The following is a 24,873-nucleotide window of genomic DNA, read 5'->3' on the forward strand; positions in this document are numbered from 1 at the left end:
CGCAAAGAAAGCTGATGCCTGCTTCAAGATGGTGTTCGCCCGCCGCAACTCCCGGTTCTCCCGTTCCAGCTGCGCGATCCGCTCAGCCTCGCTGGTCGTGGTCCCCGGGCGGTCCCCGCCATCGATCTCGGCCTGCTTGACCCAGGTGCGAAGCGCCTCAGGGTGCACACCGAGTTGATCGCCGATCCGTTTGAGCGCCCCTGGTCGCGTGGCTGGGTCCTTGCGGGCCTCCACCGCCATCCGCGTCGCCCGGTCCTTCAGCTCAACGCTGTACTTCCGTGGTGCTGCCATGCTCTCCATCCTTCACAGATTCGAGAGCCTCCGACAAACCCGGGGCGTTTCACTACCGACCCTGCGCAGAAGTCTCGCAAGGCCTCTGAGATGAACTCAGGGCCGTTGTCCATGCGCCACACCATCGGCGGGCCACCCCAGATCGCGAACGTCTTCTCCAACTCCTCGATCAGTCGCTGCGCGGGGATGGAGCGGTCCACGATGTTCAGCAGCGACATCTGGGTGTGTTCGTCGACCATCGACGCGATCTTGATCTTCTTGCCATCCACGGTGGATCGAACTGAAAGTCCAGTGCCCACACCGCCTTCGGTGCATCCGGGACATGCCAGGACTACTGGGGTTACTCGACTCATTGCTGGTACGCCGCATCAGAGTCCGTCTCCAATGGGTAGTCTGCTTCCGGTTGCGTTTGTTACGAGCAAGGGGCTGGAATGGCGCGTTTAGGTGGTGATGTGAGAATTGACTATTACGATTTTCCGATTGCTCCGAATTTGCGGACTATCAACGTAACGGAGGCAGCGTTAGATCGAGCGGCGATAGGTGTGGGAAACCTCAACGCGTTTATGAACGGTGCGCCGTCGACCGTAAAGGCAATCGCTGCCCAGTGGCGGACGGCAATTACACGCGACACAGTGCATCTGGCCGCTGGGGAATGGAGGCGGGCTATCGAGTATGACAGCCTAGAGCGAACTGAGAAGGGGTTCTTAAGTGGCCTGCTCGGTGGTGTAATAGGGAAGCTGGTTGCCGAGTCTGTCTTTCAGGTACGACAGTTCGGTCATATCGAATACTTCACTCCGCCACCCAGGTTCGACCGAAGAACACGCCGTCGGCCCGACTTCTTAGGGCTCCCCGCGAATAGCGGCGACCCTGCGGTGGTTGTCGAGTCGAAAGGTCGCAGCAATTACTTCGGAGGCCACAGCGGGCAGGTCGAGCAGGCGAAACAACAGGTTCGGTCGGTACTTTCTGTTCCCGGTTGGGTTGCAGTCCACCGCTATGTGCAGTACACCCATTTCAACAATGGCGTCCTGGTTGTGGATCTTTATGATCCTCCCGGTCCTGATGGCAGCATTCCTGTTGATGACGCGCCGGGGAAGAGCGAGCCGCGGATCGACTTGCGTTCGTACTATCGGGACGTTGTTGATGCTGCAGTTGCCCTTCAGGCCCCATCAGTCGAGCTGGGTGGCTCGGAGTACCGGATGATTACCTACGGTTTACTCGATATTGCTGTAGGGGTCCCTGAGCGCATCTATCAAGCTATCCTTGAAGACCGCCCCTTGCTTGTGGGCTCGAGCGAGCTCGCGCAGGTAAACAAGGAGGACGTCGCTAGTCAGAGTGAACTCTGGTGGCATGAAGTAGGAATCGTCCGCGACAGCCGACAGGTCATATCCGACGTTGGACTGGACGGCATCGCGGTGGTTGGTTCGTACCCGCGACGCGGGTGAGCCCGAAGGCCTACCCCCGTCGCGTCAGCTCCCAACACCCTCTGTCGGACCGGCCCGGGCCAGGTAGGTTGACGGGGCATAGGGTCGATCAGGGGGGGGCGCGTCACCGGTTCAAACATAAGGGCTATTCGCGCTCTGACTGCCGCACTGCGATGGCATCAGAACCGGTTGGTCCCGTCGATGTCGGCGCGGTCGGATACGCTCACCAGACCCTGTGTGCTCGGGCGCCTGGCGCTAGATTGAGTCGCACATCACGACGCGTTTCCGGAGGTGTATTCGGTGCAGGACGAGCGGTGGGTCGAGGTCTCCCCGTCGCAGTTCGAGCATGAGGCTAAGGGACTCTCCTACATCAAGCAGCTTCTACCCGATAGCCCTCCGTTCCGAGCGTGGTCCAATTTCGAGTTCCGCGACAATCGGGGACGCTGGCACGAGGTCGATCTCCTGGTGCTTGCGTCCGACACGCTGTATCTGATCGAGCTCAAGTACTACAAGGGTGTGCTGCGCGGCAACGACCATGTATGGCAACGCGCCGGGCACCGGTCAGAGGACTCGCCACTGCTGCTTGCGCGGCGCAAAGCGCAGTACTTTAAGTCGCTGCTCAAGGAGCGGATCGAGGAGAGGACCGGTCAGCGAGGCGCGGGCAAGGTCATCCCGTACGTCCAGGAACTGGTGTTCCTGCATCACCCCGAACTTGTCTGCGAACTGCCCGCGAGCTCCACCATCAACATCTACGGGTTCGACGAGAACGAACGCATCAGCGGATTGCCCGGTATTGGTCAGCGACTCCTACAGCCACCCAGGCATGAACCGGTCAGCGAGGAGAAATCGCTGTTGATCCGGGACCTCATGGAGGCGATCGGTCTTGCGCCGCGACGGCAACGCGAGGTCGGATCGTGGGTGATCGACGAGGAACCGCTCGGCGACGGCGAAGGCTGGCAGGACTGGCCGGCGTTCCATCACGTCGACACTGAGCGACACGCCCGCATCCGCTTCTACCTGCCCCGGCCCGGCGCCAGCCCGGCCGATCAGCACGCCCAGGTACGCGCCGTCGAACACGAGTACCGGCTCCTGGCGCGACTACGACGCGACGGCCTGCAAGTGCCGGTCGACGTGGTGAAAGAACCCGAGCTCGGTATCGGCCTCGTATTCACCCAGTCGAGGGATGACGCACGACTCGACCTGTGGCTCGCGGACAACCGCACGCGGTTGACCCTGGACGATCAACTCGAACTGGTCGCCGAGATCGCCGAGATCATCCAGTACGCGCACCGGCACCGCGTGGTCCACCGAACGCTCAATCCACGTGCCATCACGATCCGCGCTCGGGGCAGCAAACTGCATCCGCAGGTGACCGATTGGGACACCGCCGGGGTGTTGCCGGCCAACGCCGAGTCGGGGGTCACCCGGTTGACCGCCGGTGCGTTGAGTCTGATGGCCGGCGCCCTGAGCGAACAGGCGCGGTTGTTCGCCGCACCTGAGGACCTGAAGTCCACCGATCCGGCGCGATTAGACGTCTTCGGCGTGGGTGCGCTGGCGTTCTACCTGCTGACCGGGGGGCGGGCGCCGGCCACCGAACGCGGTGAGCTGATGGATCGGTTACGCCGCGACCACGGCCTGGACCTCGCCGCCGACATGCCGCAGGTGCCGTCGGCGCTGCGCGACTGGGTGCTCAAGACAACCCACCCGGTTCCGGCCGAGCGGTTCTCGACGATGGCTGATCTGCTCGACGGACTCGAGCAGGTTCGCCGCGAACTCACCCAGCCCGACACGAGCCGTGACCCTCTGGAGGCCGGACCGGGGGACGACCTGGGCGATGGCCGGTTCGAATACAAACGACGACTCGGTGCGGGATCGACTGCCGTCGCATCCTGGTGATTGACCGGCAAGCCGGCAACGCCGAGCGCGTCCTGAAGGTCGCCCGCGATGATGAGGCCGCTCGCCGCCTGCATGACGAGGCTCAGCTTCTCGGAAAACTCAACGACCCGCGGATTGTGCAGCTGTCCTCGGAAGTCACCGTCGGGGGACGTGACGCGCTGGTGGTGCAATACGCGGGTAGCACCACTCTCGCCGAAGAACTCACCGCCAAAGCCGGTCGTCTGTCGATCGATCTACTCGAACGATGGGGCACCGATCTACTGCAGGCACTGGTCGCTCTCGAACGTGCCGGAGTCATGCACCGCGACCTGAAACCGTCCAATTTGGGTGTGTTCGCGCCTAGCAACCGCGCGGACACGCATCTGTTGATGTTTGACTTCTCGATGGCCGGGGTCGACCCCCGCAACATCGAGGCGGGCACTCCGCCCTATTTGGACCCATTCCTCGGCCTCGACGGCCGCCGCCAGTACGACACCGCCGCCGAGCGTTATGGCGCAGCTGTGGTGCTCTTCGAAATGGCCACGGGGCTTGCGCCGCAGTACGGGTCCGATCCCGACGTGAATCCGGCAGCTACCGACGACGATGTGACCGTCACGCCAGACATGTTCGAACCGGCGGTGGCTGCTGCGCTCACCACATTCTTCACGTCCGCCCTCTCCCGACACGCGGCGACCCGTCCAGACACCGCCGAGGACATGCTGCGCACCTGGCGGCAGGTCTTCACCGACCTTGACTCTGCGACTGCCGACTCCGACATCAGCACCGATGTCGACACGTCGACTACTCTCCCGGATGCTGGACTCTCCGCCCGCGCGGTATCGGCTCTGGCAGCGGCGCAGGTCACCACCGTCGGCGAACTCCTCGCGCTGGATTCCACCCGGCTGAATCGATTGGTCGCCAAAGAGGCGAAGCCGACCCGCCGGGAGATCCTGAACCACTATCAGGCGTGGGTGAAGAAGCTCAACCCCAAGAAGAAGCGTCTCACCTCACACAGTTCGCAAGAGTTGCTCGGACTCGACGATGCGGTGACCCTGCTGCTGAACGCGGTCTCCACTCAACGCGCCAGTACCCGGCGCCACGCAGCGGAACTGCTGCTGGGAACCCGCCCCGGACTCGACGCCTTCGCAAGCGGTCACGAGCTCGCCACCGCCCTGGGCAAGACCCTGCCGCGCGGTCATCAGCTCCTCAAGGAGCTGCAAGCGGACTGGGGAGACAACAGCGAGACCCGCGCGTTGCTCGACGGACTGCTGGACGTCGCGAACTCGGTACTCAGCGATTCCGGTGGGGTGGTGGCGATCTCCACTCTCACTGCTGAGATTCGGAGCAGGCTGCCGCAAGCAGACGCCGGGGCCGCGGACGTCGCGGAGCGGACCCGCCGTGAACGGGTGGCCGCGGGATTGTTGCGTGTCGCCTACGACCGGCTGACCGAGCACGAATCCGCCGAAGGCAACCGACAACTGGTTCGCCGACGGCACGGCGGCCGATTGACCTTGGTCGCCGACGACGAAAAACTGCTGGCCGCAGCCGAAGCCGCCGCCAAACGCGCCGACGAACTGGTCACTGCGGCGCACACGACCGGCACGGCCGATGTGGTGGTTGCAGCCGGAACTGCAGTCCGAGAGCTCAACCGCGCTTTCAGCCGCGCCTATCGCAGCGCCACCGACCCGGACGCCCCGGTTCCGGCGCCGAGCGACGGACGGCTGGTCCGGCTGGCCGCCGCGATCTCGCGGCACACCGCAGTGTCCGGCCGCGGCGAATTGCATTCGCGTACTTTGGAACCGACAACCGCGTTACGCCTCGCGCTCGGCGGTCTCGCCCAGACCGAAGAACTCACCGCGGCAGAAGTCCGGGCACGAGTGGCGGCACGGTTCCCAGAGTTGGATCGCCTTCCCCAGCGCCCGCACCTGGACCCGATTATTGCGCGCGCCGGGCTCGGACTCTGGTGGGATGAGTCCCGGTCGCGTTACCGCTACGAGGCGCAGGCGCCACCAAGCCAGACGTCGCTGCATACGCGACCCGCCACCCACCAGGGGTCGGCGCCGGCGGATGCTGAGCCGAAGTGGGCAGGCGGGGACGTTCGAGCCCAGCGGGACGTGTTGGCAACCTCTTTGCGCGAGAACGGATTCGTTGTCATCGGGGTACCGGTGTATCGACCCGGCGATCATGATGCGATCGCACGCTCCTTGGCAGACGACCACAGGGGAGAGCTTTGTGACGTGACCGGTGCGATCATCGCGAGGATGCGAGACTTCTCCTCGGCCAAAGGTCTGCCCTGGGACTTGGTGCAGAGCGCCGACGCCGCGGAATCAGGCACTCGCGACGCCCGAGGTCTGCGGGCCGTACTCGATCAGGTGATGCCGCAGTTCCGCATCGAGCTGGAACGGCAAGTGTTCGGCGAGAACGTGCAGTCGGGCAGCGGACCGCTGATCCTCACCGAACTCTCCCCGCTGGCCCGCTATGGCTACCTTGACGTGCTGGCCCACCTGAGCGACCTTTCAGCGCCACGCCGGCGCCCGGTGTGGGCGGTCGTCCCGCAGTTGCGTGGGCAACGCGGAGCGATGGTGGACGGGAAGCCCATCCAATTGGGCTCTCCGGGAGGGCAATTCGTTGTGTGGTCGACTGGGGCCAATTCGACACCCGCGCACGACGGCGATACGGAAGCCAGTGAGGTGGTGTGACCGTGGCGCTTGTTGCGGCGGAGTTGGTCAAGGCGTTGCGTACACAGTTGGCCGGGCTTGAAGATGACCTGCGGGCCAGGGTCGACGGCGACGACGTCGCAGCCCGGCAGGCCGGTGTCGGCGAGGCGTGGCGCGCTGAGCATGCCGAAGCGTTGACCGCGCAGCGAACGGCCGCATCGTGGCAGGCGTGGCGCGACGAACGGGTCACCCAGTCGGCGGTGGCGTGGCTGCTGCTCACCGTGTTCGCGCGATACTGCGAGGACAATGTGCTGGTCTCGAAGGCGTGGATCGGTGGACCCGAGGCCGACTCCCGCCAGGAAGCCCTCGACGCCCGGCGAGCCTACTTCGCCGCCAATCCCGAGCACACCGACCGGGATTGGTTGAACACGATCGCCGAGCACTTTTCGACGCTGGATGCGACGCGCGGACTGGTCGACTCCTACTCCCCGCTGCACCAAGTCGCGCCGTCGGGCGACGCTGCGCGTGAGTTGCTCGAGTTCTGGTGGGACAAGGACGATGAGGGTGAGCCGCGCTGGAGTTTCACTGGTGTTGACACCCGCTTCCTGGGTGATGTGTACCAGGATCTGTCGGAGTTTGCGAAGCAGACGTATGCGCTTCTGCAGACGCCGGATTTCGTGGAGGAGTTCATCCTCGACCAAACCCTGGAACCCGCACTCGATGAACGGTCGCTCGAAGGTTTCACCGTCATCGACCCTACCTGCGGCTCAGGGCACTTCCTGCTCGGCGCCTTCCACCGGCTCCTCGACCGATGGCAGCGCGAAGCCCCAGCCCTTGGGCAGCGTGTGCTGGTGCAACGCGCACTCGAGTCGGTGTACGGCGTGGACATCAACCCCTTCGCCGTTGCGATCGCGCGATTCCGGTTGATTGTCGAGGCGCTTCAAGCCAGTGGTGACAAGTCGATCGAGAAGTTGATCGACATCAAACTCAATCTCGCTACCGGTGATTCGCTGTTGTGGGGATCGCGGCAGGAAGCCATGAACGATGACCTGCTGTCGGTCGGGTTATCGGAGTTCGCCCTGTCGACAGAGGACACGGAATCGCTGAAGGCGATCTTGCGTAGAGAACACGATGCGGTGGTGGGTAACCCGCCGTATATCAGCATCAAAGACGCCGCTTTGCGTGACCTTTATCGCCGTCACTACACGACATGTCACGGCAAGTACGTGCTCACTGTCCCCTTCATGGAACTGTTCTTCGACCTGGCCAAGGACGGCTCGTCCGGTAGATCCGGGTGGGTAGGGCAGATCACGGCCAACTCGTTCATGAAGCGCGAGTTCGGCACGAAGCTGATCAAGGACTTCCTGGGGTATAAAGACCTTCAGAAGGTCGTGGACACATCCGGTGCCTATATACCTGGTCACGGCACACCAACGGTGATTCTGGTGGCAAGGAACCGAGGGATCGCCAACGCCTTGCCGACTGTCCGTGCAGTGCTTGGGATTCGGGGCGAACCCGGTCGGCCTGACGACGCTGCGAAGGGCTTGGTGTGGTCGGCGATCACTGAGCACATCGACGAGCCCGGCTTCGAGAACAACTGGATCAGCGTGACGGACCTGCCACGAGTTGCCCTGCAGGAGCACCCGTGGAGCCTTTCCGGCGGCGGCGCCGTCGAGTTGCTAGCCGAGATTGACGATCGAACTGAGCGGTTGCACAAGCGCACACGTCGTATAGGTGTCTTCGGAATGACCAACGCCGACGACGTAATGCTGGCAAGGGGCACAGATTTCTTTCGCAAGAGCGTCGAGCCTGAGTTGTACCGTCCGTTGATAGTGGGCGATGAGATCAGAGATTGGAATACTCATTCTGAGACGTTCTCTTTCTTCCCGTACGGTGACGCACCTGCGTATGGCAAGCGCGGTCTAACGCAGGCATCGAGTAAGTGGTTGTGGCCATCGCGTACAACTCTCGGAAACAGAGCCACCTTCGCAAAGAAGACCTATTTCGAAGAAGGTCGCACGTGGTATTCGTGGCATCAGCTCACGCGTGATAAGAATGCGTCAGCGTCGACCATCACCTTCGCCGAAGTTGCAACCCACAACCATTTCGTCCTGGACCGCGGCGGCAAGGTGTTCAAGCAGACCGCGCCGGTGATCAAGTTGCCGGAGGGGGCGAGCGAGGACGACCACCTGCGGCTGCTGGGTGTGCTGAACAGCTCTGTGGGATGCTTCTGGCTCAAGCAGAACTGCTTCAACAAGGGTAATGGAGGAATCGGGGGCGGTATCGGTGACGAGGATTGGGAGCCTCGCTACCAGTTCAACGGCACCACGCTGAAAGACTTTCCGCTCCCGTTCTCATATCCGTTGGCTCGTGCCCGCACGCTCGACACGCTCGCTCAGGAGCTGTCGGCTCAGTCCCCATCAGCTCTGGCCGAGCGAGGGATACCGACTGCCAACGCTCTCGAAACAGCTCGCGCCGAGTCGGAACGACTGCGCGCGTTGATGATCGCGCACCAAGAAGAACTCGACTGGGAGTGCTACAGACTCTACGGGCTAATTGACGGCGACCTCACGTATGCAGGCAATCTCCCTGGATTCGCGTTAGGCGAGCGCGCATTCGAGATCGCGCTCGCGCGCGCAGTCGAGGACGGCGAACACACCGCATGGTTCGAGCGACACCGTTCCACGCCGGTCACCGAGATCCCGGCCCACCTCCCGGCCGATTACCGCGAGCTACTCCAGCGCCGATTAGACGTCATCGCATCGAATCCGGGAATCCGCCTGTTGGAGAAGCCCGAACACAAACGGCGGTGGTCGAGTGATCCGTGGGACAAGCGCGTCACCGAGGCTCTGCGGGACTGGTTACTCGATCGGGTGGAGCATCGCGAGCTGTGGTTTGAGGACGGTCATCCGACACCCCGCAGTGTCGCGCAGTTGGCAGATCGACTGGACCGCGATGAGGTCTTCCTTCAGGTGCTGCGGTTGTGGGCCGGCAGCCCCGACGTGGCGACCGGTGCCGCGCTGGAGAAGCTCATCGCCGACGAGGGCGTGCCGTATCTGGCGGCGTGGCGGTACAAGCCGAGCGGCCTCACCAAACGTGAAGCGTGGGAACACACCTGGGATCTGCAACGCCGCGAGGATGCCGGCGAGAAGTTGGACGCGCCGATACCTGTGCCGCCCAAGTACAAGCCCGCCGACTTCCTCAAAACGTCGTACTGGTCGCGGCGCGGCAAGCTCGACGTCCCCAAGGAGCGGTTCATCTCCTACCCGGAGGCCGGACGTGACTCGGACCCGACGATGCTGCTCGGCTGGGCCGGATGGGATCACGCCGAACAGGCCCTCGCGCTGGCCGGTGTGATCGACGAACGCATCACCTCAGACGGCTGGGATCAGACCAGCCGCGACAAACTGGTGCCGATGCTGGCCGGGCTGGCCGAACTGATGCCGTGGGTACGCCAATGGCACAGCGAGATCGACCCCGAGTTCGGCGAGTCGGTCGCCGACACCATCGACGAGGTATTGCGCTCGCACAGTGTCGAACTCGGCGTCGGACCAGACGAACTCTCCGCATGGCGCCCACCTGCTCCCGTCCGCGGACGTCGTACCCGAAAGAAGACGGAGGACACTTCGGCATGAGCACCCTGCTGCGCGATGTCATCGACATTCCCGAACGCACCGGCGCCGACGACTACGTCCTGCGGCTGACCGACAGCACCGACGACGACGCACACATCCGCGCGACCCTCGATCAGTACGTGCTCACCGAGTCGCTGGAAGCGAACTTCGCTGCGGCTCTTGGCTTGGTTGCCGACGGAATCGAGAAGCAGACATCACGCGCCGCGTTCCTCACCGGCTCCTTCGGGTCCGGTAAATCGCACTTCATGGCGGTGCTGTATGCGCTGCTCGGTAACCATCCTGCCGCGCGCACCTCGAAGTACACCTCGCTCACCGGCTGCTACGACGAACAACTCGGCGGCAAATCCATTCTGCGGCTCACCTACCACCTTCTCGGGGCAAAGAGCCTGGAGGAAGCGGTCTTCCGCGGCTACCTGCGGCAGATCGCCCGACTGCACCCTGACGCACCCTTGCCCGCCATTCACGTCACCGACACCCTCATCGAGGATGCCGAGAAGCTCCGCGGGCAGATCGGCGACGACGCATTCCTTGCCGGTCTCAGCGGCGGCGACACCGCGGGTGACTCGTCCGACGCGTGGGGAGCGGTACTCGGTGGCGACACCTGGGATCTCGCCACCTATCTGGCCGCGGTCGCCGCACCACCAGAAGACGCCCGGCGCACTACCTTGGTGTCAGCGCTGGTGCGTAGCTACTTCGGATCGTTTGTGGAGCAGGCCACCTACGTCGATCTCGATCGCGGATTGGTCGCCATCACCGAGCACGCCCAGTCACTCGGTTACGACGCGGTCGTGCTGTTCCTCGATGAACTTGTGCTGTGGCTGGCTTTCTCCGTGACCGACACCGAGTTCTTCTCCCGCGAGTCACAGAAACTGACCAAGCTCGTCGAATCGTCCGGAAGCCGACGGCCGATCCCGTTGGTGTCCTTCGTATCTCGGCAGATGGATCTCCGCAAGTGGTTCGCTGATGCCGGAGCGTCCGGCGCCGAACAAGATGCGCTCGATCGGGCCTTCCACTACCAGAAGGAACGCTTCTACGAGATCGAGCTCGGCGACGACAACCTCGCCGAAGTCGCCCACGCACGTCTGCTGCGGCCCCGCGACGACGCTGCGGCCGCTGTGCTCGACGAGGCATTCCGTTCGGTCAGCCGCAGCCCTGAAGTGTGGGACGTACTGCGCGACAGCATGAATGCCACCGACACCCATACCGGTGCGTCGGAGCGTGAGTTCCGGTTGACCTATCCGTTCTCCCCGGCGCTGGTCGCCACCCTGCGGCATCTGTCGTCCGTGATGCAACGCGAACGCACCGCCCTAAAGGTGATGCAGCGGATGCTGGTCGACCGGCGCGATACTTTGACCACCGCCGACCTGATCCCGGTGGGCGACGCCTTCGATTACATCGTCGAGGGCAACACCCCGATCGATTCGCACGCCGGCACCATGTTCACCGCGGCCTCGGATCTGTACCGCACCAAACTCCTCCCGATCCTGCTGCGCGCGCACGAGGTCACCGAGGAGCAGCTCAACGACGATCCGTCCTCTGTGCCGGTGGGGTTTCGGGCCCACGAGCGGATCGCCAAAACGCTACTGTTGTCGGCGGTTGCCCCCAAGGTGCCTGCACTGCAGGACATCACCGCGTCCCGGCTGGCGGCACTCAACCACGGCTCGATCCGCTCCAAACTGCGCGGTGGCGAAGCTCGGGTGGTGCTCGGTGTGGTGCGCGGCTGGGCCAAGGACGTCCCTGAGATCACCGTGTCCGAGGGTGCCAATCCGATCATCCGCGTGCAGTTGTCCGACGTCGACTATCAGTCGGTACTGGATCGCATCAGGGCCGAGGACAATTCCGGTCGTCGTCGTGTGCTGATCCGGACTCTGGTGCACCGCGCGCTGGGCGTCAGCACCGCGCAGGATGACCTTGTCGGCGCAGCCACCCGCACCATCATCTGGCGGGGGTCACGACGCGAAGTCGACGTCGTGTTCGGCAACGTCCGAGATCCCGGATCAGTGCCCGAACAGAGCTTCGACAACCGTCCGGGAACCTGGAAGCTCGTCGTCGACTACCCGTTCGATGAACAGAACTTCTCCGCTGCCGACGACATCGTCCGTATCGATCGTCTGCTGGCCGGCGGTGATCGGCACTGCGTCGCGTGGTTGCCGAAGTTCTTCTCCGCCAAGGCTCTCGACGATCTCGCGTTGCTGGTGAAGCTGGACTGGTTGTTCACCGGCAGCGGCGAGAGGTGGCAGGAGAACTCCGACCATCTTTCGGCATCAGATCGCGCGCAGGCACGTGGCATCCTGGAGAACCTCCACCGCGGCATTCTCACCTCGTTCGGCCTGCTGCTTCGGCAGGCATATGGCATTGAGGCGCCAGACCCCAAGATGTTCGTCGACGACCCCGGCCACACCGAGGTACTGATCTCCCTCAGCAAGGATTTCAGCCCGAAACTCCCGGCCGCCCTGTCGTTGAGCGAGGCCTTCGACAAGGTCATCGACCAGGCGTTCACCGCCGTCTATCCCGCCCACCCGCAGTTCATCAACCCCTCCGAAGAGGTCACCGCCCGCCAGTACGAGGTCGTGCGCGACTACGTCGAGCGCGCAGCCACCGACAGCACCGGACGGGTGCCGACACTGCCGGGCACCGAACGCAAGACCGTGCAGCGGGTCGCCGAGCCACTACGCGTCGGCAAAGCCACCGAGGATCACTATCTCTTCGGCGAGGACACCTTCGCGTTCTGGGCCGGCGAGCTCGATCGGGCGGCCGCGGACGCCGATCGCGTGACCGTGGGAGTGCTGCAGCGACGCATCGACACCGTCACTCCTGCCTGGGGGCTACGACCTGAAGCGCGGGACCTCATCGTCTGGGCGTGGGCGTTGCTCCGCAAACGGGCGTGGTTCGACGCAGGGGCACCGGCGCGCTCGCTCAAGCTCGGCGCGTTGCGCGAGAGCATCGAACTGCGCGCCGAGGAACTGCCCGACGACACCGATTGGGAGAAAGCACGGCTTCACGCCAGTCAACTGTTCGGGTACACGATGCCGCGGACCTTCCTGACCGGTGGCAACGTCGCCGAGTTCGCCGACACCGTGCGCACAAAGGCCGGCGAGCGTCGGGCCGAGCTGCAGAACGTCGCCGATCAACTGGCCACCGCGCATCGCGTACTGGGGCTGGACGTGGCCGACTCCGATCGACTCACCGCAGTCCGCGAGCTGTCCGAGTTCCTCGACGAACTCGCGGGGACGGGTGGCAACGTCGCGCTCATCACGAAGCTGGCGCAGATGCAGCTCGTCGTCGCCGCCCAGACGGCCGGGCAGATGCGGGTCGACGCGGGTGCAGACGCGGTCGCGCTGCGCAGTTTCAAGTGGCGTCTCCTCGAATCCGTCGTCGCGGGCCGCGACCTCGGCGGCGAGCGGGGGGCCGCAGCACGATCCATCGTGCGCAGTTTCGAGGAACTCATCGTCACACCCGGCCGGTCGCTTCGCGACGAGGTCGGCAGGATCGAGAGCAAGGTCGTCGACTGGGTGGTGGACGGCCAGTCGAAGCCCGGTGACGACGACGAGGACCGGGACGACGACCACGACGACGGCGAATCGACCGACGCCGGCAAGCAACAGGCCACACACGACGTCAGCGTCGCCGGTGCGGCCGACGTCGACGAACTCGCCGTATCGTTGCGGGAGGCATTGGCCGCCCATGGGTCCCGGGTGCGGGTGAAGTGGTGGATCGAGTGAGCACCCTCACCGCGACCCGGCCGATCATCGCTGCCCGGTTGCGGCAGGCAGTCGACAAGAGCTACCGGCACGGTGTGCTCGGTCTGCGCGCGTCGGCCACATGGAAGGACGGGACGTTCACCCACGACGGTGTGACGGTGACGGTCGCGCCCTGCCCGTCGACGCTGGCGGTGTGGGAGGCGATCGAGACCCGAGACGAACAGGGATGGTTGGTGATCCTCACCCCGGTCGACGAGAAGGAATTGGGCGACGGGGTCCTCGCGCACCTGATCGACAATCGGCTTCTCACGCCGGACCCGTGGGCGGCGCTGCGATCGATGTTCGCTGCCAATACGATCGAACCCGCCCTCTACCGGGTACCCGACGACCGTGGCCTCGCGGTCGGGCTGCTCGCCGCCCTGTCGAACACTGCCGTGACGCCCGCACCCGGTGGAGTCCTCACTCGCGATCACGCGATGTCGACACTGGCGTACGCGACGCTACGGGTGACCGATGACCCGCAGGTCGAGATCGATGCGTCGGCAGTGCTGGAATGGAGCCTGCGACGCGAGGTGTCCGACGATCTTGCACACCTCCGCGCCGTCGGCGGCGCCGCGGTAGCGGCGTCGGCCACCGCATGGCTCGCCGAACGCGCGGGCCGGCTCGGCTCCGCGGTCGGCCACCTGCTCGCCACCGATCGCATCGGAGACCTGGTGCCGCTGGGGCTGATCGCCGGGCTCATGGTCGACAAAGCGCCAGGCCGCGAGTTGGCCCGCGGCAGGTTCCTCGGCCGCTACGGTCTCGACGGCCTGACCGAAGCCGACCTCGTCAACTGGTCCGAGGACGCATCCGGGCTCGTGATCGGCCAACTCGACCGCGTGGCACGGCGCGTGGTCGTCACCGCTGCCACAGCACTCGTCGACAACCTGGGGATCGCCGAACTGGCAGCTTCTTCCGAACTACTACCGCACGGTCTGTCCGCACGCTTCGACACACTGGCGCAGACGATCACCGCAGCGATCCCCGACGATCCCACAGCCGTACCGACTGCCGATGCTGTAGCCCGTGTCGACGCCGCCTGGTACGAGGTGACTCGCCACTTACTGGCGGCAGAGGATTCCTCGCTCGCGGGTGCCGAGGCCGCGGTACGTCTGTTGCGATGGCTCGTCGAAGACGACGACGCAACCGGCGGACTCGACGCACTGATCACCGGCCACGTCCGCAACGGCGCGTGGGCGGACGCCGCACTCATCACCGCACGCCGCGGAGTCGAGCATCGGGGCATGGCCGAGGCCATCGCACACGTCATCGACCGCGTCGTCGTCCGGCGTCGCGCTGTGGACCGGCGCTTTGCCGCGGCCCTCGCCGACACACCGCAACCGACCGGGTTGCTGGTGGAAAACCTCCTGCGCGACATCGTCTTCCCCTTGGCCGCGCACACCCCGACCCTGCTGATCGTCGTGGACGCACTGTCGATGGCGGCGGCCATCGACGTCGTCGCTGCGGCACGTGAGGCAGGCTGGAGCGAGGCAACCGTCGGCGGAGCGTCCCAGCGGACGGGCGCACTGGCAGTACTTCCGACCCTGACCGGCCGCAGCCGATGCTCACTCCTGTGCGGTCAACTCCGGGAAGGGACGGACACGACAGAGCGGTCCGGCTTCCTCGACGCCATCCGCGAGGCAGGGTTGCAGGCCGCTCCGGGCCGAACCGACCCGATCTTTCACAAGAAGGCCCTCGACACGGTTCCCACCGGTGCTGATCTCGCCACCGAAGTCGCCGACGCCATCGCCGACCCGGTCGGCCGTCGCGTCGTCGCGGCGATCCTCAACTACGTCGACGACACGCTGCATCACACCGACCCGGGCGGCACCGACTGGTCGCTGAGCACCATCACCCACCTTCGCGCCTTGCTCCGGGACGCGCAGCGTGCGGGGCGTGCCGTGATCATCACCTCCGACCACGGGCACATCATCGAACGGCGTGACTCGGTGAAACTGGTGCGCGCCAACCACTACGGACAACGCGCTCACGGCCAGCTCGACACGATCGGTGACTGCGAGGTCTTGGTTCGCGGCCCGCGGGTGCTCACCGCCGACCACGCGGTCGTGTTGGCCGTCGACGAGACCATCCGTTACGGACCCGTCAATGCCGGCTATCACGGCGGGGGCACCCCCGCCGAGGCCGTGGTCCCGGTCATCGGGCTCTACACAGGCGATGTGCCGGCCACTTTCCATCCGATGGGGGCCGTGGAACCCTCCTGGTGGCATACGCCTGTGAGTAGAGGCTCAGAAAAGTCGCGTACGACACCGACTCTCCCGACTGTATCGACCCCAACCCTGTTCGACAACGAGGAACCGGCCGATTCGCCCACTCAAAGTTCGCTTGCCCAAACTGTTCTCGGCACTGCAGTATTCGCATCTCAATGGAAGCTGGCAGGACGGATCGTGGTGTCCGACGCTCAGGTAGGTGCGCTCATCGACGGACTGCTGGCCACCTCGAACCGGGAGATCCCGCTGCGGCAGGCGGCCCGGATCCTCGGGATCGGAGAGAGCCGCGTCACCGGCGCTCTGCTGCAGATCAAACGGGTCCTCGACGTCGAAGGCTACGAAGTCCTCGCGCTCGACGGGCCGGTGGTGCGCCTCGACGAGCATCTGCTGCGCGAACAGTTCGGGGTCGGGTCGTGACGGCGGGGGTGTCACCGCGACGGCGACGTGAGATCCTCGACGCGCTGAGGCGGGGAACGGTACCGTCGAACGGCCTCGACCAGTTGGCCGTGGGACTCGGCCGGTTTGAGGCCGAGATCGACACAGAGCTGGGTGTGGTCGCAGCCGGTGGGGCCATGTTCAAGGCAGTCCGGGGTGACTACGGCTCGGGTAAGACGTTCTTTGCGCGCTGGCTCGGCGACCGTGCGATGAAACGTGGATTTGCGGTCGCCGAGGTACAGATCAACGAAATCGACACGCCGCTACACAAACTCGAAACCGTGTACCGGCGCAGCATCGAGTCGTTGCGGACCGCCTCGATCCCGCCGTCGGCACTACGTCCCATCCTCGACGCATGGCTGTTCACCATCGAAGACGACGCCGCCAACCAAGGCGTCGGCATCGATGAACTGCTGGAACGACGTCTGGCCGCGGTCGCCACTAGTGCCCCGGTCTTCCCGATGGCCATTCGTGCCTACCGTCGGATGATCGCCGACGGCGACCACGACGGCGCCGACGGCCTCGTCGCCTGGCTCGGTGGACAACCCCACGTGGCAGCTGCGGTCAAACGTCGCGCCGGGATCAAGGGCGACCTCGACCACTATCTCGCTCTGGGCTTTCTTCGTGGTCTGCTCGCGGTGCTCTCCGACGCGGGCAATGCGGGCCTTGTATTGGTCCTCGACGAGGTCGAGACATTGCAGCGCATTCGATCCGACGCCCGGGCGAAGGCACTGAACGCGCTGCGGCAGCTGGTCGACGAGGTCCATGACGGGCACTTTCCCGGACTGTATCTACTCATCACGGGGACACCCGCATTCTTCGAAGGACGGCAGGGAATCCAACTGCTGCCGCCGCTCGCCGACCGGCTGCACACCGACTTCACCCGCGATCCTCGCTTCGACAACCCGCGGGCGCCGCAGTTGCGACTGACCGGCTTCGACATCGGCCGCCTGGTGGAACTCGGTGGGCGCGTCCGTGAACTGTTCTGCAGCGGAATCGAATCGGCCGATCGGGTGCGCGACACTGCAGATGACCAGTTCCTGCGGCGATTCGCCGAAGCCGTGGCCGGGGGCTTGGGAGGCAAAGTCGGGATCGCACCACGGCTGTTCCTGCGCAAACTCGTCGACGTGCTCGACGTCATCGAACTTCACCCTGACTTCGACCCATATACCGACTACGACTTCACGATCAACGACGCCGAACTGTCAGCCGCAGAGCGCGAAGCGCTTTCGGCCGACGACATCGACCTCGACGTCTGATGACAACCGACCCGTTCGACCGGTTACACCCGGGTGTGCAGTATCACTTGGCAAACACTCTGCGCTGGAACGGGTTGCGGCCCACCCAGGCCGCCGCCGTCGGCCCGATCCTCGGGGGCGATGACGCCTTGGTGCTCGCGCCGACCGCGGGTGGCAAGACCGAAGCGGCAGCATTTCCGCTGCTCTCGGCGATGGCCGAAAATGGTTGGCAGGGCGTCTCGGTGCTCTACGTGTGCCCGTTGCGCGCCTTGCTGAACAACCTTCAGCCCCGCCTACACACTTACGCCCAGTGGATCGGACGCAGCGCAGACGTCTGGCACGGCGACGTCGGACAGGCAGCGCGACAACGAATTCTGCGAGAACGTCCCGACATCCTCCTCACCACGCCCGAGTCGCTGGAAGCCATGCTGGTGTCGACCAAGGTCGATCCACGGGTCCTGTTCGACGGGCTACGCGCGGTCGTCGTCGACGAGGTCCACGCCTTCGCCGGTGATGACCGCGGATGGCACTTGCTTGCCGTTCTGGAGCGGCTCTCCCGGATCGCCGGTCGCCCGTTGCAGCGGATCGGGCTCTCAGCGACCGTCGGCAACCCCGACGAGCTGCTCGGCTGGCTCCAAGGTGGGTTCACCACCCGACCCCATACCGTGGTTTCCCCGTCGGCCGGGGTGACGGCGTCCGCACCGGAGATCGCGGTCGATCACGTGGGTTCACTACAGAACGCGGCCACCGTGATCGCTTCGCTGCATCAGGGTGAGAAGCGTCTGGTCTTCGTCGACTCACGCAGGCGTGCCGAGGAACTCGGTGCCGCGCTGCGAGAGCGGGGTGTGAACACCTTTCTGTCCCACTCCTCGCTGTCAGCAGCCGAACGCCGACGATCCGAAGCGGCGTTCGCCGATGCGCGCGACACCGTCATCGTCGCCACTTCCACCCTCGAGCTCGGCATCGACGTCGGCGATCTGGACCGCGTGATCCAGATCGGGTCCCCGCGCTCGGTCGCGTCGTTCCTGCAACGACTCGGCCGCACCGGGCGACGACCGGGGACTGTCCGTAACTGCTTGTTCCTGTGCATCGAACCGGAACAGCAACTCCTCGCGCTGGGGATGTTGCACCGCTGGGCGAGCGGATGGGTGGAGCCGATCACGCCGCCACCTTCACCCCGACACATCGCCGCGCAACAGATGATGGCGCTGTGCCTGCAGGAGCACCGCATCGGCCGGTCGTCATGGCGAGACTGGTGGGGCGCGCTGCCGGTGTTCGACGAATCTGCCGACGAGATCATGAACTTTCTTTCTTCCGAAGGATATTTCGAGCGGGACGGGGACTTCTTGCACATCGGGCCGGAGGCCGAGCGACGCTTCGGGCGCCGCTACTTTTCCGACCTCACCGCGGTATTCAGCGCTCCGCCCGAGTTCACCGTCCTCGCCGGGCGAAACGAGGTCGGCACCATTGGCACGGACCTACTCGTCGAAGAAGTGCAAGGCCCGCGGGTACTGCTGCTGGGCGGACGGTCGTGGACCGTGACTTACGTCGACTGGAAACGGCATCGCTGCTTCGTCGAACCGGTTGAGTCTGGCGGACGTGCGAAGTGGTCGGGGGTCGGCGGTACCGTCTCATTCGAAATAACAAGGGGGATGCGGTCCGTCCTGCTCGGCGATACACCTGGGGGAGTAACCCTCACACGGCGCGCGCACTCGGCGCTCGCAGACTTGCGCGCGAGCTTCAACGGGGTTGTCACGGAAGATCGGATCGTTGCTGTGTTACCAGCCCAGGGGACTGGCCGTTGGTGGACATGGGCGGGTACGGCTGCGAACCGCACTCTGCAGGCGTCGCTGCCGCGGTTGGTCGATCCACGACAGCGTGTCGACGAGAAGTCGTTGCGCCTCCTGCCGGGGATCTCGCGCGAGGACATACGCCGCGGACTGTCCGATGTCGAGTGGCGCCAACCAGACGTGACTCCGAACGCGCTCGCCGGCCTGAAGTTCTCGGCAGCGCTGCCACCGGGACTGGCGTCCCGAACCTTGGGGGAGCGTCTGGGCGATCCGAGTAACGCGAAAGTGGTTGCGGGCGAGAGATTCGTGACGACCAGTCCACACGACTGACACGAAGGAGCGAAAAATGAGCGTTCAAACCGAGGGACTCGAGCAGTTTGTCGCTGAGGTCAGGCGGCGTGGCGGTACCGCGGTTCCACGGGATGGGCGTGAAGCGCTGATCGATATTTCCGCTCCCGACGGCCGCACATACTGCGTGAAACTCAAGACCAAACAGCGTGGCGACTGGCAGGCCCAGAAGACCGACGGTTCATCCCGCCGCATCCCCATCGACGCCTGGGTGTTCATCGACGTGCATCAGCCGATCAGCAATGCCCGAGTCGTCGACGCTGAATGGATGCGTGACGATATTCAAGGGCAGGTCGATGACTGGCTCGCCGCAGATCCGAGCAGGGACGTGCGGACGCAGAACCATCACAAGATCGAAGCGTTCCGGGTCGCCGAGTGGGTCGGGCGATGGGATCTCATCGGCCTCGCCGATGGGCCGGCCGGCGGCCGGGTGACCGACGACAATTTGGGTGCGTGGGTGTTCAAGTGCAATCCGAAGGTCTGGAAGATTGACGAGTTCGTCGCAGATGGAAACAACTGGATCGATAGCTGGAGCGTCTTCGATAACTACCGTTCCGAGATGATCGGTGACGGCCAGCGAGCGCTCCTTTGGGTGAGCGGTTCGGAGACTGGAAAGACGCCGCGTGGGATCTGGGGCCTGGGATGGACCGTCGGACCCCGCTTTCCGGTCATCGATACAGATGGCGATTATTGGGCAACTCCCGACAGTCGGGCGGCGGTCGACTGGTTTGTTCCCACTGACATCGTCCTCCTGGACGAACCCTTGTCGGCCGCAGACGTTCTCGCCCATCATCCCGATCTAGGAGATATGGAGGTCTTCCGCTCTCCGCAGATGGCGAATCCGTCCTGGATTTCGAACCGTGAGCTTAGATTGCTCGAAGGGCTACTGCCGGAATGGCCGGACCCCGACTCGGGCGTAGGCGGGACAGTGACGATCGGCCCGCGGGGCGCGGGGTACGGTGACACAGCGACCAACAAGCTCGTCGAGGAGGCTGCCATCGACGCGGTCACAGCGCACTACAGATCGTTGGGGTATCGCGTCGACGATGTCGGTAGCCAGAAGATCGGCTGGGATCTCACCTGCTCCAGCAGGCTCAACGGTCTCCGCCGAGTGGAGGTCAAAGGGGTTGCCGGTCGAGAGCCGTCCATTCTGCTGACCCGCAATGAGCTGAGATCTGCGAGAGAGGACAAGTATTGGGAGCTGGCAATCGTGACGTCGGCTCTAACGGAACCGACCATTGCGATCTTCACAGCCCAAGACGTGATTCAGCGTGCCGACGGGTATGTGTACCAAGTTGACCTCCGTGGCGTAGATTCAGCTGGCTGAGAATCCAGCTAGTCGGGCGGGGCGTGGGCTAGCTGCGTCGTTATCGTCTGGTCACTGCGGCAAGTCACCGAATCGGTCTTTCCAATAGTGCTGGTTCCGCCACCAATCGACGTCTTGATCCTTGCCGTTAAAGGCAAATTCGATCAGTTGATCGTCCCAATTTGACCGTCCTGCAGGTACGGCCCACACGGTGTCCTGATTCGTGTACAGGTACCACTGGAGCGGCTCTGATTGTGGATCCCAGTCGACTTTGACACTGCATCCATCCCCCGGATTCGCGACGATTGTGCCGGTTAGGAAGATGTCCATTACTGACACTTGTCGTCCGCGGCGGTCGAAGGGTACACCCTTCGTGATGTTCTTCCGAGACCTCACCGCGATTCGTTCGCCTGGCAGCATTTCTTGAACATGAAGCTCGTACTTAGGGTTTGGCTCCATCCTCCACTCACGATTCACCAGGAAGTCGGCGACTGTGTGGCGATTCAACCGCTTCGGTCCGGTGTTCACGAACCAGTAGATGACGATGTCATCCTCGACGAACTCTAGTTCTTCCTCGGAAAGCTCTGTGTTAGAGGACTTTGCATCCTGCTCCGCGGCAACCTCTTCAGCCTGAACCGCGGGGAGGGCTTCTGCAGCAATCAAATCGGCGGGGGTCCGCACTTCGGAACGCTGGAGGACATCCTCCTCACGCTGGAACTCTGGGTATACATACTCTACGACTTGTGGACAGTGATAGCGCGTGTAGACGCTCGGATGCTTGCGCATCACGTCATAGACGAGCTGTCCGGCTGCTCTGAGGACTCGCTCGGCGGAAAGCAACTCTGTCCACGCTGATGGCGTGTCGGCGCCCAGCGAAATGGTGTCTTTGCCAGCGTCGTCGTAGTGTCGATGCCAAGCCGAGACATTCGTAAAGCGCTTGAGAACCTCGTCTATTCCGGAAGTCCCTTCGACGAGAATGGACTCACGTACGACAATGAAGCCGACCATCTCGCGCGTGACAACAAGAGTCTCCATCCTCCCGACAGTGACGCACAGGAGGCGCGCACCTCCGTAGGTACCGGTGCTCACGCTCCACCCTTGGAACTCTGTGCGTCGCGGAGTTGGCACGCAGTTGTCGAGGTACCGGCGCAAGAGATTCGTTGCCTCGGCTTCGCCTGGATGATCAAGGTAATGCTTTGCGGCAGTGGAGTACTTGACGGACTGCGATGGCGTCATCGCCTTGAGGGGGCTAGAGTCGCCGGCGTTGAATCTGTACGGGTCATCGAGCCAGGCCGCTTGTTCGTCGGACGTGAGAAATTCATCCAGACCATCGGAGCCGAATGACTTGGAGGCATGGGTCTTGTTGCGGCAGTGGTCTGGAATGATTCCGTTGAGCTCATAGATGAGGCGCTTCTCGATCTTCCTGAGCTGCGGCTTGGACAGATTCTGTCTGATGAACCGGGCGTCTTGGATTTCCGATCCCCAATAGCTGTTGTGGCCGCCCATCCGAGCGCGGAGGTTGACTGATTCACCCAGGTAGTAGCTGTCGTTCGCGAACCTCAGTAGATAGAAACCCGAGTGAGGAACCGTTGGATCTCCACCTACGTCCGTGGCGGTGCCGGCGAAGCTAACGTACGGTCCGAATCCCTGCCTGGCTGCCCACTCGTCGACTTCGGTGAATTTCGCTGGCTCCGGGGAGTCGTTCACCGATTCAGCCCCTGGTCGCTGATCGCAAGGGGGAAGGCCTTGAGTACCTGCTCCGCGAGGCTAAGGGTTCGCTTCTCGATGAAAGCGACTGTCCATTCGTCCTCGGATACGACATCTTCATTCAGTCGGATACCGTTTCGGTAGCCGATGTAGTTTCCGTTCGCATCCTTTCGATCCTTCTTCTCGCTGAAGGACTTATTTCCGAGGCTAGTGTTGTACCCGGTAATCGTGAGATTGCCGAGTTGGTGGACGTGGCTATCCTGGGCTTCTGTCGCTGCGGCGTCGCCACCCAGCATCGTCTTCCATGAATCAGGAAGATTCTTGCCTTGGGGGAGGATGTGCTCGATCGTCCAGATGTAGTACGAATTCTTCTTGTCGCGAGCCCAAAGGTCTTGCTTTGTCTCCTTGGTCATACCTCGCTCGGCGAGGCTCGTTAAGAGGAATCGTGTGACGTCGGCATTGTCCTCGTACACAGGTCCCAACAGTCGCTCGCGGAAGGTATCGTCGCTTGCCGATTGCTCCCGAAGGCTTTCGCCACGATCTGGGCTGCACCCTCGCTCTGGTGGTCGGCCAGAAGATCGATCACGTCCATGAAGATGCGGGGGAGAGCATACGTCTGTGGAAAGCCGGTAAGATTGCGGCGGACAAAGAAGGCAGTGAGTAGTTCTACGATGCTCTCGATCTCCGAAGTCGGAGTTTTCTTACTCGCGGCCTCTCTAAGTAGGTAGAGCAGAAGCATGTACGAAGGAGCGCCCTGGGCTCGTCCGAGGGCGGTTAGCTTCACGTCAAGGGATTCACCACGCGGGATCTGCCCGGTAATTCGTCCATATATCTCAGATGCTGGCACGATTGCATCGATAAACGCGGAAACACCGCTGCTGACTAAGGTTTCGTAGATTCGGATGAGTTTCGATCGAGTTGCAACTGTTGCGTTTGGCACCGAAGGCAGGCTCGACTTGAACGCGTTGTAATAGTGGCGAAGGAATCGTTCCTGATTTGCATAGTCGTCGCCGAGATTGGAGAGCATTTCGTTCCACTTTTCGAATGTCTTCTCGACGTCCATAACCTGAAGGCGCTCCGCATCGGCAAGCACGCGGTTCTTGATCAAGTCAACCGGAGTGAGGGGCATTCCGCGGTTGTTCAAAGATTCGAATAGAACGAATGCGTCGGCGTGTGTGTCAACCTCAATTTTGACGATGATTGCTCGATTGACGGCATCGAGGATCTGCTGTGCGGCTCCCACACGTGCGATCTGTTGATCGGCTGCGTACTCCTCGATCTCACCGAGAAAGTGGTTGTAGCATCGCCAAATCCGTCGAAGATGCAAGTAGTTCACGTGGTCGTGCTCGACAGGTAAGCCTGCCTCTTTCATTACTGCGGCGTAGTCAGCTCGATTGCTCCCTTGGAGCTGCGGGCGAAGCCGAAGTTTGTTGTCCTGCTTGCGAACAAGCTGGCGTCGCAAGTTGATGAGGTCTGCTTGTGCCTCATCGTCGAGGACGACCTTGTTCTGGCTGAGTATCGAGTGAATGGCGGCGAGTAGGAGGGTGATCGTCGTCATCCGCTGCTGACCGTCGACCAGTTCCAAGATGTTCGCTTCGACGGCGTCGTGGGTTGCGTTCAAGCAGATGATGGTCCCGAGGAAGTGCGGGCCCTCTGACTCGGCGAGGTCGTCGAACAGCTCCTCCCACTGCTGCTTTTGCCACGAGTACTCGCGCTGATAGGGAGGGACATGGTAGAGGGTGTTCGCATCATGGCTGATAAGGCTGTGAACGGGGTACTGAGTTGCCGACTTGATCACGTCGCGAGTATCGCAGTCACCCTGTGGGTTGGTCCATGATTCGAAGACGTGATGTCCCGTAGATTGAGTCCGCTCGCGAGTGGGGCCTGGCCAATACGACTAACGAAGGCTTCGTGTGTCGTCCGAACGATCGAATTCAAGGATGTCAGCTCGGAGAACCCAGGATAGGCACCCTGTCGGACGACAGTTACCCGCGCTAACTGTCATGACGGCCGGCTATTGTGACTCTCGATTATGGCGAGCCGCGACGCCGCGGCCTGAGTTAGTGGGTTTTAGTGGCTCTTCCTGATTCAGAGTGCGTCGAGGTGTTGTGCGAGGCCGCCGGAGTGGATGAGTGACCGCAAGATGTAGTGGTTGAGGTTGCGGAAGCCCAACGCGATCCCGCGGAGGTGTTCCAGGCGGCC

General features: G+C 63.3%; 14 protein-coding genes. 9 read left to right on the forward strand and 5 right to left on the reverse strand.

Features of this window, described 5'->3' with window-relative positions; all coding sequences use genetic code 11:
- Both BJF87_RS15595 and BJF87_RS25515 read right to left on the reverse strand, forming a co-directional pair.
- Nucleotides 1-300, reverse strand: a 300-nt coding sequence (locus BJF87_RS15595; RefSeq protein ID WP_139319450.1) for a transposase, incomplete at its 3' end; no start/stop codon positions are given.
- Nucleotides 258-560 (reverse strand): DDE-type integrase/transposase/recombinase, encoded by a 303-nt coding sequence (locus BJF87_RS25515; RefSeq protein WP_084813213.1) that lies wholly within the window; start codon nt 558-560, stop codon nt 258-260. The genes BJF87_RS25515 and BJF87_RS15595, both read right to left, overlap by 43 nt.
- Nucleotides 561-722: 162 nt before the next feature.
- On the opposite strand from BJF87_RS25515, the gene BJF87_RS15605 reads away from it, so the two are divergent.
- From BJF87_RS15605 to BJF87_RS25875, 9 genes are all read left to right on the forward strand, one after another.
- Complete coding sequence (locus tag BJF87_RS15605) at nt 723-1,733, forward strand: hypothetical protein (protein ID WP_139319530.1); 1,011 nt, start codon at nt 723-725, stop codon at nt 1,731-1,733.
- Between the two features lie 279 nt (nt 1,734-2,012).
- Nucleotides 2,013-3,608: an NERD domain-containing protein gene (locus tag BJF87_RS26840; RefSeq protein ID WP_262339000.1), complete on the forward strand. Its 1,596-nt coding sequence runs from the start codon at nt 2,013-2,015 to the stop codon at nt 3,606-3,608.
- The gene (locus BJF87_RS26845) at nt 3,605-6,286 is read left to right on the forward strand and encodes a protein kinase domain-containing protein (RefSeq protein WP_262339001.1); all 2,682 of its coding nucleotides are present in this window, start codon (nt 3,605-3,607) and stop codon (nt 6,284-6,286) included. Before BJF87_RS26840 ends, BJF87_RS26845 begins: the two co-directional genes overlap by 4 nt.
- Nucleotides 6,283-9,879: a BREX-2 system adenine-specific DNA-methyltransferase PglX gene (pglX, locus tag BJF87_RS15615; protein WP_075863497.1), complete on the forward strand. Its 3,597-nt coding sequence runs from the start codon at nt 6,283-6,285 to the stop codon at nt 9,877-9,879. Before BJF87_RS26845 ends, pglX begins: the two co-directional genes overlap by 4 nt.
- A complete protein-coding gene (locus tag BJF87_RS15620; RefSeq protein ID WP_075863498.1) occupies nt 9,876-13,601 on the forward strand; it encodes a phage resistance protein in 3,726 nt (1,241 codons plus the stop codon). Before pglX ends, BJF87_RS15620 begins: the two co-directional genes overlap by 4 nt.
- On the forward strand, nt 13,598-16,264 hold the full coding sequence (gene pglZ, locus BJF87_RS15625) for a BREX-2 system phosphatase PglZ (RefSeq protein WP_075863499.1): 2,667 nt from the start codon (nt 13,598-13,600) through the stop codon (nt 16,262-16,264). Before BJF87_RS15620 ends, pglZ begins: the two co-directional genes overlap by 4 nt.
- Nucleotides 16,261-17,541 (forward strand): BREX system ATP-binding protein BrxD, encoded by a 1,281-nt coding sequence (gene brxD / locus BJF87_RS15630; RefSeq protein ID WP_187346514.1) that lies wholly within the window; start codon nt 16,261-16,263, stop codon nt 17,539-17,541. The genes pglZ and brxD overlap by 4 nt, the downstream gene beginning before the upstream one ends.
- Nucleotides 17,541-19,640 carry a DEAD/DEAH box helicase gene (locus tag BJF87_RS15635; protein ID WP_075863500.1) on the forward strand — a complete coding sequence of 700 codons (2,100 nt, stop codon included), beginning with the start codon at nt 17,541-17,543 and terminating at the stop codon, nt 19,638-19,640. The genes brxD and BJF87_RS15635 overlap by 1 nt, the downstream gene beginning before the upstream one ends.
- 16 nt (nt 19,641-19,656) lie before the next feature.
- A complete protein-coding gene (locus tag BJF87_RS25875) occupies nt 19,657-20,985 on the forward strand; it encodes a protein NO VEIN domain-containing protein (protein WP_075863501.1) in 1,329 nt (442 codons plus the stop codon).
- 51 nt (nt 20,986-21,036) lie between these two features.
- On the opposite strand, the gene BJF87_RS15645 is transcribed toward BJF87_RS25875, so the two are convergent.
- From BJF87_RS15645 to BJF87_RS15650, 3 genes are read right to left on the reverse strand one after another with little or no spacing between them, the layout of a single operon-like run.
- The gene (locus tag BJF87_RS15645) at nt 21,037-22,671 is read right to left on the reverse strand and encodes a GIY-YIG nuclease family protein (RefSeq protein WP_075863502.1); all 1,635 of its coding nucleotides are present in this window, start codon (nt 22,669-22,671) and stop codon (nt 21,037-21,039) included.
- Complete coding sequence (locus BJF87_RS26850) at nt 22,668-23,144, reverse strand: HNH endonuclease family protein (protein ID WP_262339003.1); 477 nt, start codon at nt 23,142-23,144, stop codon at nt 22,668-22,670. Before BJF87_RS26850 ends, BJF87_RS15645 begins: the two co-directional genes overlap by 4 nt.
- Nucleotides 23,105-24,469, reverse strand: coding sequence for a DUF262 domain-containing protein (locus BJF87_RS15650; RefSeq protein WP_262339005.1), 1,365 nt, complete (start codon nt 24,467-24,469; stop codon nt 23,105-23,107). The genes BJF87_RS26850 and BJF87_RS15650 overlap by 40 nt, the downstream gene beginning before the upstream one ends.
- Between the last annotated feature and the right edge of the window lie 404 nt (nt 24,470-24,873).

It is taken from the genome of Gordonia sp. CNJ-863 (assembly GCF_001942325.1).
GTDB lineage: Bacteria > Actinomycetota > Actinomycetes > Mycobacteriales > Mycobacteriaceae > Gordonia > Gordonia alkanivorans.

Bases quoted from the DNA above. Each gene is read 5' to 3' on its own strand.
- BJF87_RS15605 (WP_139319530.1), top strand. From the start codon at position 723: ATGGCGCGTTTAGGTGGTGATGTGAGAATTGACTATTACGATTTTCCG.
- BJF87_RS15620 (WP_075863498.1), top strand. From the start codon at position 9,876: ATGAGCACCCTGCTGCGCGATGTCATCGACATTCCCGAACGCACCGGC.
- BJF87_RS15635 (WP_075863500.1), top strand. From the start codon at position 17,541: ATGACAACCGACCCGTTCGACCGGTTACACCCGGGTGTGCAGTATCAC.
- BJF87_RS25875 (WP_075863501.1), top strand. From the start codon at position 19,657: ATGAGCGTTCAAACCGAGGGACTCGAGCAGTTTGTCGCTGAGGTCAGG.